This is a genomic window from Clostridium paraputrificum (assembly GCF_900447045.1).
GTDB lineage: Bacteria > Bacillota > Clostridia > Clostridiales > Clostridiaceae > Clostridium > Clostridium paraputrificum.
Genome location: NZ_UAWH01000014.1, coordinates 1222190 through 1239569, shown reverse-complemented (window position 1 = coordinate 1239569; position 17380 = coordinate 1222190). Strand labels below are relative to the sequence as shown.

Here is a 17380-nt window from a genome sequence, read left to right as displayed (position 1 = left end):
TGCTTTGCAACTCCCCTCCATTAATTATTTATATTAATAATTTTCTGCTTTTACTTGGAAATATGATTGTGGATGAGCACATACTGGGCATACATCTGGAGCCTTCTTCCCAATACAGATATGTCCACAATTTGAGCATTGCCAAATTACATCTTCATCCTTAGAGAATACTAAATCTCCTTCTATATTAGCTAAAAGCTTTCTATATCTTTCTTCATGTTCCTTTTCAATTGCAGCAACGCCTTCAAAAAGCTTAGCTATATGTTCAAAGCCTTCTTCTCTTGCTTCTTTAGCAAATTTATCATACATGTCTGTCCATTCGTAGTTTTCTCCATCAGCTGCATCACTTAAATTAGTAGTAGTTTGTCCAATTCCATCATGTAATAACTTAAACCAAAGCTTTGCATGTTCCTTTTCATTTTTTGCAGTTTCTTCAAAAATAGATGCTATTTGAACATAACCATCTTTCTTAGCTTTAGATGCATAATACATATACTTATTAGTTGCCATTGATTCGCCTGCAAAGGCTTCCATTAAATTAGCTTCTGTTTTTGTACCTTTTAAATCCTTCATTAAAATCACCTCGTTAATTATTTAAATTTCTTTTTTCCAAAGACCATGTAAATTACAGTATTCATATGCTTCAATTACTTTTTCATCATCACCTATAACAAACTCTGCTTTTGGTTCATCACTTGGTGATAAATATTTCTTTTGAACACCCTTATCAGTTTTTAGATATATCCATTGTATATAATGAGCTTCCACCATTGGATGTAAAGTGCTTCCTACAACTACCTCTACTTTATTACCATCAATATTGACAACAGGAACATGTTTTTCTACTGCACCATCTGTTGTGTTAGCCTTTAACTCACTCATCTTTTCACCACAACAAACTATAGATACTCCTGATTCTCTTATTACTTCAACGATATTACCACAATGTTTGCAAATTAAAAATTTTGTTTCCATAATCTTTCCTCCTTTTTTCTCTATTTCTACTTTATATTACTAATTTTAACACAAAATTCTGAATATTTTATTAATATACTGTTAATTATATTATTCAAGACATAAAAAAATACCTATAGAATTCCTCCATAGGTATTTTTGACTAGATAGTTCCTATTTTAATTGCATCTTTTTGAACCTTATCTGGATCTGTTGGCTTTAAGTTTTCATGTACCTCATCCATTCTAAGTTCCGTCTTAACCACATCTTGAATTTCTTTGTTATACACATTCTTATCATTCATAATTTAATCCCTCCCTAAAGATAGGATGTCCATTTATTTATTCATTTATCCTTTAAGTATATAACTTAATCTTTTTTCATTTATAGCTGTCATTTTGCTTTCTTTAAGCCAGTGATTATTACAGCCACACTCCTCTAAGATAACACACTGAGGAATAAATCCTAACCTTAATGCCTTCCATCCTCCAGAGATTAAATTTAGCACACAAGCTATTCCTATTATTCCTATCTTATCATTTTTTTCTCTTTTTGCATTTAATAAATTTGTTTCATGTGATATAACATATACCTTAAAATCTAAACTTTTTCCTAAGGTTGTTAACTTATTTATATTGCATTCTTTTGAGCATCTTTTACATACATCTCCAAGTTTTTCTTTTGAACTAGGGCATGGCTTTAAAGTTTGTTTCATGCAAGCTGGTGCAAAGACAATTTTTTCTTCACATCTTAAAAATTTTTCTTTATATACCTTATTTAATATTTCAGCACAAACCATATTAAAAATGTACTGTATTTCTCCCTTGCCACAATAAATTATATCCTCTTTGTTTCTATGTATTAATTCATATGTACTTAAATAACTCTTTACACCTGATATATACTCTCCTAAATAATACTGACCTTCCTTTAGAAGATATTCCCCTTCCTTTAAAGCAAACATTAAAACTTTTCCTACATAATTAGAATCTTTTTCACATAAAAAATCCATCCATATGTTAAGCCTAAAGACTTCTTCTTTAAAATCACCTGTACATTCCAACCAAGATAGGATCTTCTTAAATAAATCTAAATCTAATTCTTTAATTTTTTTCTTTTTTAATAAATTCTTAAGTATTGCTCTACCTTTTATAATATCTACTTTTTCTTTTATTCTTTCTTTATCCCTTAAGGAATTTAACCATTTAAAAATTCCACTCCACTTAGGATTGAAACCATAGGCATATTCACTATACTCCATAAGAATTACACCAATAAATAATAATTCTACTGCATATTCCTCTTTAGTCCTTAAAGCTTCTACTTTGTTTTTCACTATATACTCCATAAAGTCTTGTAGATATTCCTTTCCATTTTGAAAAACATCTAAAATTACTTTCTTGCTTAACCTTTCAGCTTTTTCGTAATAGTTATTTGAAGCAGCTTGTCCCCCTTTCAATGAATATGTTATGGAACTCATGATACACCTTCCTTTATATAATATTTAAACTATGTCCTTTAACATATATTACTCTTTTTGAAAACACCCCATGAACTACAGTGATAACCTCCCCCTCTGTTATAGATAAATAATTTGCTTTAACAAAAAACTTTATTTCACGTTTATTATTAAAACCAGTAGCATATACTGTAAATCTAGTAAATTGATATTCAGTTTCAACAGTTGCTATCCCTGAACAAACACCTGTTAGACTTGTTTCTATACCAAATAAACATTCAATAAAAAATAATGATATTAAGTAGATAGCATAATATGCGCTTATTCTTCTACATCTTATGATAAACCTTGTTTCCTCGTGAGGAGAAAACCAAATTTTAAATCTCCAATAAAATTAATCTACCATTTTTTAAATTTCTCTTCTCTCCCATACTAATAATCACCCCTTATTTCTAATTAATTCTATAATTAAAAATAAATCCCTTTAATTCTAAATATAAAAAAGCCACACTAGTTTACTAGCATGGCTCTTATCTTACAATAATATTATTTTGCTTCTTTTGAAGCAGGTAATATTACTTCTACTTCCACATGTGGTCTTGGAATTACATGTACTGAAATTAATTCTCCAACACGTTGTGCTGCAGCTGCACCTGCATCTGTAGCAGCCTTAACAGCTCCAACATCTCCTCTAACCATTACAGTTACTAATCCTCCACCAACATATTCTTTTCCTATTAAATATACGTTTGCAGCCTTAACCATTGCATCTGCTGCTTCTATTGATCCTACTAATCCTTTTGTTTCAATCATTCCTAATGCATCATATTTCATTTTTAAATCCTCCTAAAATATTAATAAATTTATTTATTATAATTTTTTTATTATAATCTACTAATGTTTAACAATTTCAACCTTTGATTTAGAATTAATTCCCATAGCATTTACTTCTTCAATATCCAAGTGACACTCAAGCTTTGAAGCATCATTGGCTCTTATTGCTACATTATTGAAAATTCCACCTCTTATTGTGTCGAACTTTATTGATACAATTTCGCCATCATGAACTCCTAGTTCTCTTGCATCGCATGGAGTCATGTGTATATGTCTTTGAGCTACTATTAATCCCTCTTTAATTTGTGTTGCTCCCTTTGGTCCTACTAAGGTTACTCCAGGAGTATTTGCTAGGTCTCCAGATAATCTTGGATAAGCAGCTGTTCCTAACTTAACACAATCTCCTGCTAAAACTTCTACTTGTGTTTTGCTCCTTATTGGTCCAAGAATCCTAACTTTCTCTATAGCTCCTTTAGGGCCACAAATAGTAATAGTTTCTTTGCAAGCATATTGACCTGGTTGAGATAAATCTTTAATTTTAGTTAACTTATATCCTTTACCAAATAACATATCTAAGTCTTCTTGAGATAAGTGAGCATGTCTATTAGATACTCCAACAGGTATCTCAAATGCCTTAGGCTCTATTACTTCTTTTCCTTGGTTATTCTGTATAGCTTCAACTAAAAGCTTTAATACAGCCTCGTATTTATCCATCTATTTTGCCCCTTTCATAGCGGCAACGATTTGATTAACTAAATTTCTTATTTCTTCATTATTCTCAGTATCATTTGCAGCTTTACATTTTTCTGTATTGCATTCATTATTAGATAGTCTTTGCGCTGCAGCAAAAATTTCTGCTGGACTCATATTTAAACTTTGATTGTTCACTGAATGGCAATTTTCTTCAGTCTTTATACAATTAAATGTTGGATCTGTTGATGCTAATGTTGCACAATCCTTTAATCCATAAGCTACTCTCTTAACATTAATTAAGTGTCTTGGAGTTACATTCTCAGAAACTGAGCTTCCCCCCCATGTTCCACATCCTAATGTAAATGATGGCATAAGTCCTGTACTTGCACCTGTTCCACCTTGTGTACCTCCAGTGTTAACCAAAATACGTGATGCTGGTTTTCTAGCAAACTTCATCACTATATTTCTATCTTCAGTATGAAGACTCATAGTATGACCAATTCCGTTTTGAAGCAACTTAATGCTTAATTCACATGCTTCTTGATCATCTTTAACTGTATAGAACCCAAGAACTGTTGTTAATTTTTCAAATGATAGAGGATATCCTTCTCCAACACCCTTTTGTTCACCAATAAGTACTTTTGTTCCTTGTGGAATACTTATTCCAGCTGCATTAGCTATTACTTGTGGGGATCTACCAACAAATTTAGCATTCATTGCATGTCCATTTTTGAACAGTAGTCTACAAACTTTTTCAGTTTCTTCATCTGTCATGAAGTAAGCACCTTGCTTTTTAAACTCTTCTACAACTAAGTCATGATTACATTCTTCACAAATTATAGATTGTTCTGAAGCACATATTGTACCATTATCAAAAGTCTTACTTGCCATAATGTTTCTTACAGCTTGTTGAACATTTGCAGTTCTTTCTATATAAGCAGGTGAATTACCTGCACCTACTCCTAAAGCTGGTTTACCAGCACTATATGCTGCCTTAACCATTGCAGGACCACCTGTTGCTATAATTAATGACACTTCCTTACTCTTCATTAATTCATTAGTTGCTCCTAGAGATGGCTTAGTTATGCACCCAACAATATTCTTTGGTGCACCTGCCTCTACTGCAGCATCATGCATTAATTGAGCTGCCTTTATAGTACATTTTGCAGCTGATGGATGTGGTGAAAATACTATAGCATTACGTGATTTTATAGCTATTATTGATTTAAATATTGTTGTTGATGTTGGATTAGTTGAAGGAACAATTCCCATTACTAGTCCAACTGGTTCAGCAACTTCAATTATTTTATTGACGTTATCTTCATTTATTACACCTATAGTCTTCATATCTTTAATTGAATCGTATAAAACTCCAGATGCTAAATGATTCTTAAATGTCTTGTCTTCAACTTTACCAAAACCAGTCTCTTCAACAGCCATCTGTGCTAAGCATGCCGCATTTTCCTCAGCTACCCTAACCATATTACATATTATTTTATTAATTTGTTCTTCTGTATAATCTGCAATAATGTCAGTAGCTGCTTTCCCAAGTCTAGCTAAATCTCTTGCTTCTTGTATAGAACATAAATCCTTATCAAAATTTTGCATTTTTCTTCCTCCTTATTTCAGACTCAAATGTTATTTCTTTTCATAGTATAATTTAAACTTCTCAATCAAGACGTTTTTGTTTGCTTTAGAAATTTGTCTTCCTACTATTTCAAACTTGTTATACTCACGTGCTAAGTTTCTTAGCTTCGTAACCTTAAGTTTTCCTAAAGTAGCAATGGTTTCTTCTAACCCATTTTCTTGCACAAGCTTATCTACATCTTCTTTATGAAATTTACTAATATCATTAACTATAATTAAATTTTCATCGTCTACTAATTCGCTTTCTTCTGATATAACAGTTGTGATACTTTCTGTATTATCTTCTAAAGGAGTATCATTCTTAATAATATCTGTATCAGTAGTACTATCTTCTTTTGTTTCTTCTCTCTCTTGTATTGTTTTAGTTTCAATTATCATACCTAATTCATTATGAGGTCTAGGAATTACATGATTTGAAATTAAGAATTCACTACCTAATTTCTTTACAGCAGCAATACCAGCCTCTATGGAAGCTTTTACAGCTCCAACATCTCCTGTTATGGTAATTGTAACTAATCCACCACCTACATATGATTTTTCAAGGATACTTACATCTGCTGCCTTTACCATAATATCGGCACCCTCAACAGCTGCAATTAATCCCTTTGTTTCTAGTAAACCTAATGCCTGCATAGATTAGTCCTCCTTTTAATGCCACTATAAAAGATCAGCCCAGTTTGCAGGATATGTTGCATAGAATATTTTTGCTTTGTCAGGTGAACCCCAAACTACTTTAGATCCTGAAGGTACAAATAACACATCTCCCGCATGGGCAGTATATGTTTTACCATTTAGTTCAACAGTTAATGTCCCTTCAATTACATAATCAATCTCTTCATAAGTTAGTTCCCAATCAAATCTTGATTTTTCAATTACTAAAAAACCAGCACTCATTTTTGATTCTTCTTTACTTACTAATTCTTGATAATGAGCATTTGCATCTGGATTCCCTGTATCAAACACATCCAACTTTACTGTGTTACCTCTAACTATTTTAAGACCATTGACATCGCATTCTGATTCATATGGAAGATTCTCTCCCTTTAAACATTTAAGAACTTCTTGTAAAAGGCCTTTATTCATCATAGCTTTAAACAACTTTAACATGGCTTCAGAATCTAAATCACTATCTGATAAATTTAAATTAATATTTGATTTTAATTCACACCCTTGGCTTTCTGTTGTTAATTCTATGCTCTTATTTTTTGCCAGGTCTTTTGCAGATGGAGTTATAATCATATCACTGGTAACATAAAATTTTGTTTTTCCTGTTTTTATGAACTCTTCCATCTCTTTTACACATATTAACTTTTTCATTTACTCACTTCCTTTCAATGTATAACTGAAATTTATATAAAATCACAGTCATCATCAATGATGCCCACAACTACTGCATCTACCGGAATATTATCATCACCAAGCATTCTACGTGCTGCGGAACCAGTGCTTACAATAACTCTGTCACCAATACCTGCACTAATTATATCCACTACTATTAACCTTCTACCTGCTTCTGTACCACCTATTACCTCAGCAAGCATAAATTTTAATCCATTTAATGATTCGGCCTTTCTAGTAGCCCATACATTGTCTATTAGTTTAGCTGTAATCATATTATCTTTCCCTCTTTCAACTTGAGCTTTATTTCGTTAATGGCAGATTCTACTGATGATATATCTCCAAATATAGCAAGTAGTATCATATGTTGAGGGCAATTTCCTTTAATATCCTCAACTGTAACATCAACTGCTTTATCTGCAATATCTGATGCATAAATCATATCTATAAGTTTTCCTTGTACTAATCCTATTGCACCAATATTATCTAAATCAGTTTTACAACCTGTCCCCATTCTTCTTCTAAGAATATTTTTTGTGCTCTCAGAAGGTGATTTAATAATTCTGAAATCCACTTCTTCACACTCTCCTTATTCAATAATTTCTTGAGTACAGCTTAATGCTATTCCAAGTGGGGTCACAAACATAGGATTCTTAGGCTTATGTGTATATATACCAATTTGTTTTTGTATAACATCCTCAATTCCTGTCAAGCAACATGTTCCTCCTACAAGAGATATTCCATCAACATCATATCCTTTTACATGTTGATTAATTATTGATGCTACTTTTTCAATAACTGGCTTTAAAACTGGTAAAAGTTCTTTATGATTATTATTGTCTCTCTTAAACTCATCTGCTTTAGCAAAAGGCATTCCATAAGCACCTGAAATAACTAATGAAAAATGTGTACCTCCTGTAGGTTCATCAACTACATGAACAACTTTCCCATCCTTCAGAATAGATATTCCTGTTGTTCCTCCCCCTATATCTACAACCGCTCCATTTTGTATTTTTAAAACTTCATTAGCTGCAGTAGGTTCATCAAGAAGGTTTGTTAATTCAAATCCAGCAGCTTGAACAACATTTTTTATAGCTCCAGAATCTAAAGCATCTGTTCCTGGTGGAATAGCAGCAGCTGCATAAATTAATTCTGCATTAATTTTTTCTTCTATTTCTTTTTTCAACTCTCTAACAATTCTTACTGCTCCTAAATAATCTACTACCATGCCATCACGAACAACATCCGCATATCTATATGCACCAGCTACTGGTTTATAATTTTCATCTAAAACTGCTAAAACTATGCAAGCTGTACCTAAATCAACACCTGTATAATACGTAGAAGTTTCCCCTACTTTAGGTGACTCTATTACATGTTCAAACTCTTCAACGAGATTATCACAATATTCAAAAGCTATACTTTTCTCTGACATCTCTCTCCTCCTACTGTTATACAAATCATCTGGGATATACTATTTATAATTGAATTAACATTCTTTATAATTTCATTTCCTGTCTGACTTTCATCATGCTCATAACTTTCACTAATTTCTAAACTTACTTCTCTCAAAGCACATCTTAATAAATGAAGTTTTAATATTTCCTTACCTTTTTCAAGTTGTATATGAAACTCAGTAATTTCAAAACAGTCTTCTATATTATCAAAGAAATTTTCTTTGGATATTCCACTACATTCTTTAACTTCAATTGTTTCTAAAGTAGAGTTACCTTCAACAACTTTTCTAATGTTTGTAACCTTTCTTCCTAAACTAATGATTTTCTGTGCTAAAATAATATCTAAAGTCAATAGCTCTCTACTAGTATCAAAGAATAAAGCTTCAATAGACTTTAATCTATTGCATAGCTTTTCTCTTTTTCTTTTTTGAGATATCTCACCTTCTTTTGAGTCATTGACTTGAGTAACCTTTTTCTTTTCTTGAACGACATCATCTTCCATCTTTATTCCTTTATCAGATAGATATTGTCTTGCTCCAGGTGTAAGGCGTTGTCCTTCAGCTAATTTATATGTATCAAAGGGAGCTTCCTTATAAACATCCCTTAAATACTCTTCAGTAATAAATTTCATCATCTCCTCATTACTCCTCACACTTTTCAAATAAATATTTTTTTAAAACATCAATTCCTGTTCTTTTTATAAAACTAATATCAAAATAAGGTTCATTTACTCCTATTCTCTTAAGCTGATGCAAGCATATATTCCTATTTTCTGGATTCATATCACTCTTAGTAATCACTCCAATCACTGGACAATTAAATAACTTTGCCCATCCTGGAGAATACACATCTACACTATTTGATTGATCAACTAAAATAAGAATTTTTGAAGCATCTTGAGATACTGCAATAACATGTTTATACATCCATGAATTTTCTATATATGCACTTGGTACATCTATAGTATTTTTCCCATAAATAATATCTGATGTTCTTCTTAATGGACCAGTATAACCATTAAGCTCATTAGCCAAAGTTGTTTTGCCACTTTTTGAAGGACCAATAATCATTATTCGTTTTTTTCTCATGTTCGTGTTATTGGAGCAACTGTAAAGCCCAGCATATTTTTTAAAGCATCATTTACTGCACTAAGTGCTGTTTCAACACTTTGAACATCACCATTTATAACTACTGATCCAGTGAAACGATCAAGAAATCCAATTTCAACATCTGCAACTTTAGTTGCTATATCAGCAGCTATTATTGCTGTTTCAAAAGGAGAAAGAGTTAGTATTCCAATAGCTCCCTTATCATCAATTCCTAATCTTTCATATATATCTGGCATAGGTGAGGCAATAATATGAGCTATTGTTATTTGCTTACCTGGTACTGACTCTTGTATAACACGCTGTATATTCTTATTAAGAAAATCCTCCATAACCTTACTTTCCACCTTTTTATTTATTTGAAAATCATTTAGTGACGAACCACTTTAACAGGCAAATCATAATTCTTAATCCAACTTTCAATCTTATCTAAATCCTCATTACTTAAGCTTGGATCACCTTCAATTGGATATGGAACTCCAAGTTGATTATATTTATTAACCCCCATCTTGTGATAAGGTAATAAATCAATGCCTTTAAAATTTTTATAGTCTTTATATGGAAGTAAAAACTTCATAACATTTTCTATATCTTCCTGACAATCATTAACTCCCTTAAGTAATGGCATACGAATTTGCACATTATACTTTCTGCGAAGAAGTTCCTTCAAATTTTCTAAGATTTGTTCATTTCTAATACCTGTCCAATATAAATGTTTGTCAGAATTTATATGCTTAATATCAAACAAGAACAGGTCAGTAAACTCTGCAACTTTAAGGACTGATTCTAGCTTTGCATATCCACATGTTTCTATTGCTGTATTAATACCTTCATTTTTACATGCCATAAGTAAGCTACCTGCAGCCTCAGGTTGCATTAAAACTTCTCCACCACCAAGTGTTACTCCACCACCAGAAACTTCATAGAAAGTTCTATCTTCTTCAATTATTTCTAGAAGTTCAGATATAGTTTTTTCTTCTCCTATTATAGAAATAGCTGACTTTACACATTCTTCCTTACACTTTCCACAACCAATACAGTCAATATTTCTATTTACTTCGTGCTTTAAGGTTTCATTTGAAATTGTGTGTATACCTACTGGACAGGCAGAAACACAGGCTCCGCAATTAATGCACAAATTGCTTTTAAACAATACTCTATGTTTTCTAATCATCCCCTCAGGGTTTGCACACCATTTACACCTAAGTGGACATCCTTGAAAGAAGATTAAAGTTCTTACTCCTGGTCCGTCATACATGTTGTATTTCTGTATATTAAATATAGTTGCTTTTCTTTCCAAGACTCCTAGATTTTCATTACTCATTCTTATTTCTCCACTATTATTTTTTCTGGTTGTGACTATATAAATTAATCCTCTATATAGCCACTTACCAGATTAAATTTTAATTATTAGAAATGTGTTAAGACTGTTCTACTTATAATTTCATCTTGAACATCTTTGCAAAGTTCTACAAAATATGCACTATATCCAGCTACACGAACAATTAAATCTCTATATTGATCAGGATGTTTTTGAGCTTCTATTAATGTCTTATTATCTAAGTAATTAAATTGAACTTCTCCAAGTTGAAGAGCACATGCACTACGTAGTAGTGTAATAATTCCCTCTTCACCTTCCTTAGTTTCAAGTAATCCTGATATAAGCTTGAAGTTATGAACCATACCTATATTCATGTTTTCGCAACTCATTTTTGATACAGATTTTATTATTGCTGTAGGTCCCTTATAGTCAGAACCTTGGCTTGGACTTATTCCATCAGATAATGGCATCCAAGCTCTACGTCCATTTGCTGACGCTCCTGTTAATTGTCCAAATGGAGTATTATTAGAAATTGATAATGTTCCATGACTTAATACTGAATATAAAGTCTTATATTTGCGATGTTCCATTTCTGTAAAGTTGATAAGTTCTGCAGCTATATAGTCCGCATAATCATCGTCATTACCATACTTAGGTGCTTCTAAACAGTCTTTTCTTAGTTTTTCATAACCAACAAAGTCTGCCTTTAAAGCTTCATTTAATTCTCTTAATGTATATTTCTTTTCTTCAAATACTAATTTCTTAATTGCTGCCATAGAATCTGTATATGTTGCAAGTCCACTCCAAACAACTCCTGGTCCAAAGTTATACATTGCTCCACCAGCTTCTACTCCTCTACCATTTTCCATACATCCTTCATACATAATTGACATAAGTGGCTTTGGAGCAAGTTCTCTATGAACACGTTGTGAAATTACTGTTGCTACACTTGTCCATTTAGTAATATATTTTATTTGTTCTTTTACTGCGGCTTCAAATTCCTCATAAGTTTTAAAGCTATCTATATCACCAAGATTTGGACAAACTTGTTTTCCATACCATAAAGGAACACCTTGATTAAGAACAAGTTCTATACATATTGGCCATTGTGTGTATGCTGTAGAAGTCCATTGATATAATCTTCCTGATTTTTGTGGTTCTACGCATCCCATTAAGCAGTAATCTCTAGCATCTTCAAGAGAAACCCCCTTTGCTAGCATCATCTTAATATGAACATCATCAAAGTGACATGCTGGGAATCCCATTCCTGCACGGATAACTTGTACTATCTTCTTTAAGAATTTTTGTGGTGACCCTTTATGAATACGACATGCTAATGAAGGTTGATATATTTTTACATGTCTAACAGCATCCATTAATAAGTAAGTTAATTCGTTTGTAGCATCCCTACCTTCTCTAGTTACACCACCAACACACATATTTACAAATGGTTGATATCCTGCAAAGAATTTAGAACCACCTTCACTTGTAATCCACATCATTTCTGACATCTTTATAAGCATACATCCAGCAAGTTCAAAAGCTTCAAAATCAGTCATTCTACCTGATTCAATATCAGCCTTATAGAATGGATACATATATTGGTCAACACGTCCAATAGACATACCAGTTTGATTTTCTTCTACAACTAATAGAGATTCTATTGTCCAAACTGCTTGTATAGCTTCCCAGAATGTAGTTGGCTTATGAGCTGGAACTTTAGCATTTACTTCTGAAATCTTTAATAATTCAGCTTTACGTTTAGGATTTGTTTCCTTTTCAGCTAATTCTGCAGCATAGTCTGACATACGTTTTGCATAAATCATAACTCCTTCTGCAGTATCTATTATTGATTTATAGAAATATATTTTATCTATATCTTCTGGCTTTTCATAATTTAATTTTGCTAATTTCTCTTCTGCCTCTCTCTTGATATCTAACATACCTTTTTTCATCAAGATAACATCATATCCAGGGTTAGAATCTCCACCACCATTTATTGCATGGTATGAACAATCTGAAACAAAAGACTCACCTGATAATTCCCATACACCTGCTTCACGATATTGATCTTCACAATATTCATCAACTGATTTTCCTTTCCAGAATGGGAATATCTCTTCTCTCATATATTTTTTATCTTCTTCTGATATATAGAATGGGTCTTGTGGACGAGTTGCTATAGTATCTAACTCATCTACCATCCATCTCCAAGCTATATCCGGAGAGAATGCACCAGCACGTGGAGCACCATTTGGAGCACCAACTATAAGTTCATTATCTTGAATAACTAACGGTGCAGTTTCACAACAATATTTAAAGCTCTTACCACGTAAAATTGCTTTAGGGGCTCCTGGATTTTCTTTTGCAATCTTTGTAATTGCCTTAGCACGATGAATAGTGATTTTAGGAACTTGCTTTAAATAATTTTCCTTTAACTTCATCAAACGTGTTGTTATTCCATCTGGAATTTGTCCATTATTTTCACATACTACATTAGACTTAGTATCCTCGTCCTTTGTTATCTCATTAGAAACACTCTCAAACATCTCTATCAAAGCTTCACGTTCTGAAGGAGACATATTTTGAGTTGCTTCCATTAATTTATTTGAAAACTCACGAATATCCAATTTACTACCTCACATTCTATTAATTATTTTTATTAGCTATTTTAATTCTTTAAGAATCTTCTTCAGTAGCATCTTTAATAGCTCTTCATTATCATTTTCATTATTATTTAATCTATCATTGCTACCTTGAGGTTCCTCTACATTAGTAATAGAAGTTATTATTTCTTTCATTCTTCTAACGCCATAACCTACTTTTCGAATATATATAAGATTCATAGGTGAAACATTATCAGATGTCATACCCTTTCCTGCTGAACCACTTCCTAGTGTCATAGAAGGGAATAAATTTGTAGTTACTCCCATACTTCCAAATACTCCTGGTGTATTTACAAGTATCCTACCAACAGGTTTCTTTAAAGCAAATTGACGAATTACTTCTTCATCATTAGAGTGAATAACTAAAGTATGTCCTTGTCTTTCGCTTAGCAATAATTCAATACATTTTTCACATGCATTCATCCAATCATCTTCTATATACATAGATATAACTGGGCAAAGTTTTTCTTTAGAATATGGATTATTTGCTGAAACATACTTTTGCTGTGAAATTAGAATCTTAATCTCATCAGAAATATTAAATCCTGCCCTTTTTGCTAAGAATTGTGGTGATTTACCTATATAATCTACATCTAAACTTCCATCTGCTTTATACAAAAGTGAACCAAGCTTTTCAGACTCATCCTCACTCATAAAATATCCACCATTCTTTTGAAGTTCACTTTTAACTTCTGATGCAATACAACTATCTACAACAATAGATTGTTCAGCTGCTGAAAGCACTCCATTATCAAAAGTTTTACTATCAATTATGTCTTTTACTGCTTGCTTAATATCTGCTGTACGCTCTATGAATGCTGGTCCATTTCCTGTGCCTCCATATATTAATGGTTTTCCAGACTCATATGCTAAATCCAACATTCCAGGTACACCTGTATTCATAATTAGTGAAGTATCTCTATGGTTCATTAACTCCACAGATCCACTTCTAGTAACAGTATGAAGATAGGAAATAGCTCCTTCTGGCAATCCATATCCCTCTGCTGCCCTAATTAATATATCAATAGTCTTACTAATAGTTTTTTTACCTCTAGGGTGAGGAGAAAAAATTATAGCATTTCCTGATTTTATAGCAATAAGTGCATTATAAATTGTTGTAGACACTGGACTTGTTGCAGGACAAAAGGCTACAATTACTCCTATTGGAACTCCAACATCCATAGTCTTCTGCTCTTCATCTCGCTTAATAATGCCTACACAATTCATATTCCTTAATCTTTCCCTTAAATAGGAACATATAAAGGTATTTTTTATTCTTTTATCTTCCCATTTACCATATTCAGTTTCTTCATGTGACATTTTCGAAAGCTCAATTATGTGTTTTTCAATTTCCTCAGTCATACGCTCAACTATTTCATCAAGCTTACTTTGAGGAAATGTTGCAAGTTTCTTTTGTGCTTCACGAGCATTTTCAACAAGTATCCTTGCTTCCTGCATAGAGAGTAGATCATTGTCAATAATATTCATTTTTCTCTCTCCTTCTATTTAAAAACTTTCTTTAATTTTGCTCTGGTATAAGATTCTTTATTGCATAACGTTCAATAATCTTTTCAAGATCTTGATGTGGTCTTGCAATAACTACTGAGCTATAAAGATTCCCATCTTCCATTTCTTTAACAACTTTAACTCCAGCATCAACTGCTGTCTTACAAGCACCAACATCTCCACGTACTAATACCGAAATATATCCAGAGGCAACGTTTTCATAACCTACAAGCTCAACATCAGCCGCTTTGCACATAGCATCTGCTGCTTCCAATGCGAAAACTAAGCCGAAAGTCTCAATTAATCCTATAGCTTCATATCTCGCCATATACATCATTTCCTTTCTATATTAACTATCTATATCATGTACTGAAACAATATCTCCTACTTCTCTAATAGGTCTAGGCATAACATTCTTTGCTGTTAATTTACCAATAGCAGCAGCAGCTTCAGCACCTGCTTCAACAGCTGATCTTACGGCAGCTACATCCCCTTTTACTATTATGGTAACAAGGGTTGAACCAATATTTTCATATGAAATCAGCTCAACATCTGAAGCTTTTAACATTTTATCTGCTGCTTCAAGTGCTGGTACTAATCCTATGGTTTCTATAAGACCTAATGCTTCATCTCCATAATATCTCATGAAATTTCCTCCTTCCAAGCTGAGCATATCTATACATACCCTAAGATTTTTTATATTAATAATCTGTTTTATTTTTAATTATGTTCTATTCCCTAAAGTGATTATAGTCCTTTCCCATAAGGGGAAAGTCAATATGTTTTTTTATAAATTTATTTTTTAGGGAATAAACATAATCTAAGTTAATAGCTACCATTCAATGAAAAATTTATATGTTTTATCTCGCTATTAATCCATATAATATATCTTGGAAAATTACCCTAAGGTAAATGTTTTAATCTTTTATATATTTATTAATTGTAGCTGCCCCTTCTTCATGAGCATGATAATAAACTCTTAGTTCTTCATTAGAATCAAGCATATATCTAGTTTCTTCTATAAGCCCATTTGCCTCCGCTGTCATTAAAGCTGTAGTTACATCTTTCTTGTTTAAAGCTTTAAAGCTTCCATATTCTCCTTTTAAAGCTTCAATAATATCTTCTGCACAAGCCTCTTTTACTTTAGTAAAATGTTTTAATATTGCATAATTAAGCGGTTTCATCAATTTCACTCCCTTTTTTTCTTCTAAAAATATCTAATGGATTCATGGCTATTGTTAAAATTCCAACCATCATTATGATAGCTCCAATCCATGCTACAGCTGGTAATGCCCAACCTTCCATTCCTGCAAATACTCCTAATAATAAGAAGCAGAATAAAGGTCCAAAGAAAGAGTATGTCCCATTACATGCAGTACCAAGTCCTGCACCACACATACTATTACCAGCATACCAAGTCATAAAAGTAATGAATGTTAATAATCCGCTAAATACAAACCAAATCATAGCTGGTCCACTTGTAAATGCTTGAAAAGCTAAGTCAATTGAAATATCAACTCCTCCAGCCATTACACCTAATACTGGAACTATAATAAATAAGTTTGCTATTCCTGATGTTACTTGACGTATACATATTCCTATTTCTGGATCAATCATTGCTGTTCCATACCCAGCAACACATCCTTCAAATCCCCATCCTAATGCAGCTATTACTGCAACTAATAAACCTAATACCAATGTTGGAGAAGTTTCCCCTCCAAAGCCTGTACTTCCTATTAAAAAACTTGCAAATACACAAATTAAAATTCCAACGCTCATACGCTTATTTAATTCTTGCTTATAAAGAACTCTACCTAAAATAGCAGCTATAGCTGGACATAGTGCAGATATCGGAACTACGATTGAACCAGCCAATTGGATTGATACAACATAAGCTGTCCCAGCTATTGGACCACCAATTAATGCTGCTAATATCATAATCTTACCTGGCTTTGACTTTAGACACCTTACAAAATCTTTAAACTTTCCTTTAGCTATTGAATTTAATATTGCCCATACGGCACTACAAGTATCATTAATAGCATTTCCTAAAGCTGCAACTAAATATATAACTACAAAAGTAGATAATCCTGCTGTATTTGCCCCTGTCCAATCTTCCCATACACCTTTTCTCATGGCCATTGTTAAGAAAGCTGTATAAAGGCCGTAAGTTACCCCCGAAAACAAAGCTAACGTGATACCTTTTTTAAAAAAGTTACTAGCTAATTTCTTTTTAGCTTCCGTTGCTTTTATGCTAACTTCTTTTATATTGACTTTATCTGTTGAAACTACATTCATGATAAATCTCCCTTCTTTTATTAAATTAATTGTATTAGTGAATATGTTTTTAGATCAGTAAATCGCCAGCTATACTTATCTATCCAAATATAAATCTTAGA

General features: G+C 32.4%; 22 protein-coding genes. All 22 read right to left on the bottom strand.

The features are described 5' to 3' along the window. Positions 1-33: 33 nt before the first annotated feature. Positions 34-573 (bottom strand): rubrerythrin, encoded by a 540-nt coding sequence (gene rbr, locus DR024_RS10850; RefSeq protein ID WP_027097943.1) that lies wholly within the window; start codon positions 571-573, stop codon positions 34-36. 21 nt (positions 574-594) lie between these two features. Beyond that, the gene (locus DR024_RS10845; RefSeq protein WP_027097944.1) at positions 595-975 is read right to left on the bottom strand and encodes a desulfoferrodoxin family protein; all 381 of its coding nucleotides are present in this window, start codon (positions 973-975) and stop codon (positions 595-597) included. 142 nt (positions 976-1117) lie between these two features. After that, positions 1118-1258 (bottom strand): hypothetical protein, encoded by a 141-nt coding sequence (locus tag DR024_RS17745; RefSeq protein WP_155849292.1) that lies wholly within the window; start codon positions 1256-1258, stop codon positions 1118-1120. Positions 1259-1303: 45 nt separating this feature from the next. Then, positions 1304-2434, bottom strand: a complete 1131-nt coding sequence (locus tag DR024_RS10840) for a DUF116 domain-containing protein (RefSeq protein ID WP_111918778.1) — start codon at positions 2432-2434, stop codon at positions 1304-1306. A 525-nt stretch (positions 2435-2959) separates the two neighbouring features. Then, positions 2960-3247: an ethanolamine utilization microcompartment protein EutM gene (gene eutM, locus DR024_RS10835; protein ID WP_027097946.1), complete on the bottom strand. Its 288-nt coding sequence runs from the start codon at positions 3245-3247 to the stop codon at positions 2960-2962. A gap of 60 nt (positions 3248-3307) precedes the next feature. Further along, positions 3308-3961 (bottom strand): phosphate propanoyltransferase, encoded by a 654-nt coding sequence (locus tag DR024_RS10830; protein ID WP_027097947.1) that lies wholly within the window; start codon positions 3959-3961, stop codon positions 3308-3310. Then, positions 3962-5548 carry an acetaldehyde dehydrogenase (acetylating) gene (locus tag DR024_RS10825; RefSeq protein WP_027097948.1) on the bottom strand — a complete coding sequence of 529 codons (1587 nt, stop codon included), beginning with the start codon at positions 5546-5548 and terminating at the stop codon, positions 3962-3964. 30 nt (positions 5549-5578) lie between these two features. Then, positions 5579-6220 carry a BMC domain-containing protein gene (locus DR024_RS10820; protein ID WP_027097949.1) on the bottom strand — a complete coding sequence of 214 codons (642 nt, stop codon included), beginning with the start codon at positions 6218-6220 and terminating at the stop codon, positions 5579-5581. 24 nt (positions 6221-6244) lie between these two features. Further along, positions 6245-6904, bottom strand: a complete 660-nt coding sequence (locus tag DR024_RS10815) for a cupin domain-containing protein (protein ID WP_055183788.1) — start codon at positions 6902-6904, stop codon at positions 6245-6247. 32 nt (positions 6905-6936) lie between these two features. Next, complete coding sequence (locus DR024_RS10810; RefSeq protein ID WP_027097951.1) at positions 6937-7200, bottom strand: EutN/CcmL family microcompartment protein; 264 nt, start codon at positions 7198-7200, stop codon at positions 6937-6939. Beyond that, positions 7197-7499, bottom strand: a complete 303-nt coding sequence (locus DR024_RS10805) for a BMC domain-containing protein (protein ID WP_027097952.1) — start codon at positions 7497-7499, stop codon at positions 7197-7199. Before DR024_RS10805 ends, DR024_RS10810 begins: the two co-directional genes overlap by 4 nt. A 15-nt stretch (positions 7500-7514) precedes the next feature. Then, positions 7515-8360 (bottom strand): ethanolamine utilization protein EutJ, encoded by an 846-nt coding sequence (gene eutJ, locus DR024_RS10800; RefSeq protein WP_111918776.1) that lies wholly within the window; start codon positions 8358-8360, stop codon positions 7515-7517. Beyond that, a complete protein-coding gene (locus tag DR024_RS10795) occupies positions 8342-9016 on the bottom strand; it encodes an ATP--cob(I)alamin adenosyltransferase (RefSeq protein ID WP_027097954.1) in 675 nt (224 codons plus the stop codon). Before DR024_RS10795 ends, eutJ begins: the two co-directional genes overlap by 19 nt. 7 nt (positions 9017-9023) lie before the next feature. Continuing rightward, positions 9024-9470, bottom strand: a complete 447-nt coding sequence (locus DR024_RS10790; protein ID WP_027097955.1) for a EutP/PduV family microcompartment system protein — start codon at positions 9468-9470, stop codon at positions 9024-9026. Further along, positions 9467-9820, bottom strand: a complete 354-nt coding sequence (locus DR024_RS10785) for a BMC domain-containing protein (RefSeq protein ID WP_027097956.1) — start codon at positions 9818-9820, stop codon at positions 9467-9469. Before DR024_RS10785 ends, DR024_RS10790 begins: the two co-directional genes overlap by 4 nt. A gap of 38 nt (positions 9821-9858) precedes the next feature. Beyond that, positions 9859-10812 (bottom strand): choline TMA-lyase-activating enzyme, encoded by a 954-nt coding sequence (gene cutD / locus DR024_RS10780; protein WP_111918774.1) that lies wholly within the window; start codon positions 10810-10812, stop codon positions 9859-9861. 86 nt (positions 10813-10898) lie between these two features. Next, positions 10899-13439 carry a choline trimethylamine-lyase gene (cutC, locus tag DR024_RS10775; RefSeq protein ID WP_027097958.1) on the bottom strand — a complete coding sequence of 847 codons (2541 nt, stop codon included), beginning with the start codon at positions 13437-13439 and terminating at the stop codon, positions 10899-10901. 36 nt (positions 13440-13475) lie between these two features. Then, positions 13476-14963, bottom strand: coding sequence for an aldehyde dehydrogenase family protein (locus DR024_RS10770; RefSeq protein ID WP_051195931.1), 1488 nt, complete (start codon positions 14961-14963; stop codon positions 13476-13478). Positions 14964-14994: 31 nt separating this feature from the next. Beyond that, positions 14995-15309 (bottom strand): BMC domain-containing protein, encoded by a 315-nt coding sequence (locus DR024_RS10765; protein ID WP_027097959.1) that lies wholly within the window; start codon positions 15307-15309, stop codon positions 14995-14997. A 21-nt stretch (positions 15310-15330) separates the two neighbouring features. Next, positions 15331-15627, bottom strand: a complete 297-nt coding sequence (locus tag DR024_RS10760) for a BMC domain-containing protein (protein ID WP_027097960.1) — start codon at positions 15625-15627, stop codon at positions 15331-15333. Positions 15628-15898: 271 nt separating this feature from the next. Continuing rightward, entirely contained in the window at positions 15899-16165 is a 267-nt protein-coding gene (locus DR024_RS10755) for a hypothetical protein (RefSeq protein WP_027097961.1), read from the bottom strand. Continuing rightward, on the bottom strand, positions 16152-17279 hold the full coding sequence (locus DR024_RS10750) for a membrane protein (protein WP_049179076.1): 1128 nt from the start codon (positions 17277-17279) through the stop codon (positions 16152-16154). Before DR024_RS10750 ends, DR024_RS10755 begins: the two co-directional genes overlap by 14 nt. Positions 17280-17380: the final 101 nt, after the last annotated feature.